Below are 3,044 nucleotides of genomic sequence, written 5' to 3'. Positions count from 1 at the left end.
GCACACCCTGATCGCGCTCGCCCTCCTCGCCGTCCTCAGCTAAGCCTCACGCCGAGCGGGGACCCGTTCCGCGCGTTTTCCGGCGCCGCCACGGCAGGCGCCGCAGCTGCCCGCGGGCTTAGAGGAGGTCGCGGCGCAGGTCGGCATTCGAGCGCGGGGAGAGCAGGCCCGGCGCGATGTCGAAGACGGTCTTCGCGCCGGTCTGGCCCATCGCGCTCAGGCGGGCGGCGGCGCGGGCGTAGGCGACGAGCACGCTCGACGTGAACTCGGGGTTTGAGCCGAGCTGGAGCCGGTACTCGATGACCTGGCGCTGCTCCGGAGAGGAATTGCCGCTGCGAAGCACAAAGCCACCGTGCGGCATCGTGGCGTGGTCGCGGGCCAGCTCCTCGGCGGAGACGAACGTGACGGTCGTGTCGTAGGGCTCGAAGTAGTCGGGCATCGTCACGATCTCGGTGCGCACGGCGTCCGCGTCCGCCCCGTCGGCGAGCACGACGAAGCACTCGCGCACGTGCTTCTCGCGCGTGCTGAGCTCGGGGCGGCCGCCCGCTCGGATCTGCTCGATGGCCGCCTCGGCGGGGATCGTGTACTGCACGGCCCCGGCGACCCCCGGCACCCGGCGCAGGGCATCGGAGTGCCCCTGGCTGAGGCCGCGGCCCCAGAACGTGTAGGTCTCGCCCTCGGGGAGGATGGCCTCGCCGAAGAGCCGGTTCAGGGAAAAGAGGCCCGGGTCCCACCCGGAGGAGATCACGGCGGTCGTGCCCGCGGCGGTCGCCGCGGCGTCCACCCTGTCGAAGTGCTCGGGGATTTTTGCGTGCGTGTCGAAGCTGTCCACGAGCGTGAAGGACGCGGCAAGCTCGGGAGTCTGCTCGGGCAGATCCGACTTCGAGCCGCCGCAGAGGATCAGCACGTCAATCTCGGCACGCATGCCGGTCAGCGCGGCCATCTCGAAGACTCGGGTCTCGGGCCGAACGGTCCGCACCGCGGCGGGATCACGACGGCTGAAGACCCCGACCAGGGCGAGGTCCGGGTTGAGCGCGATCGATGCTTCCACCCCGCGGCCCAGGTTGCCGTAGCCGACGATGCCGATGCGAATGGGTGCGGTCATAAAACAGGTCCTCTGCGTCTGGCGCTCGCGCGCGAGAAAAGAAATCGGGGGATCCGGCCACACGGGCCGTTCTCCAACGGTAGTGCACGCGCGGGGTGCCCCTCCAAACGCACCCGGGCCCCGCACCGAAGTGCGGGGCCCGGGTGTCCGAAGCGCGGGGGCGCTGGGCTGCTTAGCGGCCCTGCGGCGCCGAGGCGCGGCGCGGCTGGCGGCCACGACCGCTCACGATGGCCGGTGCCCCGACGCCCGCGGTGCGGGGCGCGGCCTGCTGGCCGCCCGAGCGCTGGCCCTGGCCGGAACGCTGGCCGCCCTGGCCCTGGCGCTGGCCGCGGCCCTCGCCGGAGCGCTGGCCCTGGCCGCCGGAGCGCTGCGCGCCCTCGCCGCCCTGACCGGCGCCGCGGCTGCGCGAGCGCTTCCGCTTCGCGTTCGCACCCTGGGACTGGCCCTGCCCGGCGGGACGCTGGCCGCTCGCGGCGAGGGCCTCCTCGCGCTGGCGCTCGACGATGGCGGGATCCACCTTGGGCGCGATCTCGCCGACGAGGTCGAGCACGGCGGGCGATTCGGCGGTGACCTGCTGCGGCTGGACGCTGATCTTCGCCTTCTTGAGCAGCTGGTTCAGCTCGGAGCGCTGCTCGGGCAGCGAGATCGTCACGACGTCGCCCTCAGCGCCCGCGCGGGCGGTGCGGCCCGAGCGGTGCAGGTACGACTTGTGCTCGACGGGCGGGTCGACGTGCACGACGAGCTCGATGCCGTCCACGTGCACCCCGCGCGCGGCCACATCGGTCGCGACGAGCACGCGGGAGGTGCCGTCGGAGAACGCCTTGAGGTTCCGGTCGCGGGCGTTCTGCGAGAGGTTGCCGTGCAGGTCAACCGCGGGGATGCCGCGGGAGGTGAGCTGCTTGGCGAGCTTCTTCGCCTGGTGCTTGGTCCGGGTAAAGAGGATGCGGCGGCCGGTGCCCGAGGCGAGCTTCTCGACGAGCGCGGTCTTCTGATCCTTGCCGGCGGCGGCAAAAACGTGGTGCGTCATCTGCACGACGGGGGAGTTGGCCTCGTCCACGGAGTGCATGATCGGCTCGTGCAGGAAGCGCTTGACGAGCTTGTCGACGCCGTTGTCCAGGGTCGCGCTGAAGAGCAGGCGCTGGCCGTTCTGCGGCGTGCGGTTGAGCAGCTTGGTCACGACGGGCAGGAAGCCGAGGTCGGCCATGTGGTCGGCCTCGTCCAGCACGGTGACCTCGACGCCCTCGAGGGAGACGAGGCCCTGGCCGATGAGGTCCTCCAGGCGGCCGGGGGCGGCCACCACGACATCGACGCCGCGCTTGAGCGCCTCGACCTGGCGGTTCTGGGAGACGCCGCCGAAGATCGTGGTGGTGCGCACGCCCATCGGCTCGCCGAGGGTCTTAACGACCTCGGCGATCTGGGTGACGAGCTCGCGGGTCGGGGCCAGGATCAGGCCGCGCGGGCGGGACGGACGGCGCTTGCGCTCGACGTCGTCGGCGAGCCGGGCGACGAGGGGGATCGTGAAGGCGATGGTCTTCCCGGAGCCGGTGCGGCCGCGGCCGAGCACGTCGCGCCCGGCGAGCGTGTCGGGGAGGGTGTCCTCCTGGATGGGGAAGGGAGCCGACTTGCCGTCGGCGGCGAGGGCCGCGGCAATGGGGGCGGGCACGCCGAGATCGGCAAAGGTGGGGGTGGTCACTGGAGTGAGTGTCTTTCGTTTGTGGCTGGCACACGTGTGCGCGAGGAGCGCTGGCCATCCGGATGGGCGAGAGAGCTGAAGCTCAATCGTTCGCCGCGAAAACGGGAGCCGACCGATCGTCCTCCTGGTGCTCAGACTTCCTGAGCGACCGAGGGCGGTCTACGCGTTCACCGACGACGGGACCGGCAGAGCGGAACCCGTATTCCCCACACTAGCGGGTTTTCCGCCGAATCGGGCTGTGAGTCT

Annotated in this window: 2 protein-coding genes; both read right to left on the bottom strand. The window is 71.6% G+C overall.

Annotated features, from left to right (window positions below):
- Positions 1–118: 118 nt before the first annotated feature.
- Positions 119–1,105, bottom strand: a complete 987-nt coding sequence (locus OOT08_RS02915) for a diaminopimelate dehydrogenase (protein WP_325091044.1) — start codon at positions 1,103–1,105, stop codon at positions 119–121.
- Positions 1,106–1,277: 172 nt separating this feature from the next.
- Positions 1,278–2,798 carry a DEAD/DEAH box helicase gene (locus OOT08_RS02910; RefSeq protein WP_325091043.1) on the bottom strand — a complete coding sequence of 507 codons (1,521 nt, stop codon included), beginning with the start codon at positions 2,796–2,798 and terminating at the stop codon, positions 1,278–1,280.
- Positions 2,799–3,044 lie beyond the last annotated feature (246 nt).

Source organism: Leucobacter sp. M11, assembly GCF_035726885.1.
In the GTDB taxonomy this organism is placed as follows: Bacteria; Actinomycetota; Actinomycetes; order Actinomycetales; family Microbacteriaceae; genus JAPFRB01.
Note: the sequence above shows the minus strand (reverse complement) of the source record. Positions and strands in the feature narration are given on the sequence as shown.

Coding starts and splice junctions, on each gene's coding strand:
- OOT08_RS02915 (WP_325091044.1), bottom strand. CDS start 1,105: ATGACCGCACCCATTCGCATCGGCATCGTCGGCTACGGCAACCTGGGC.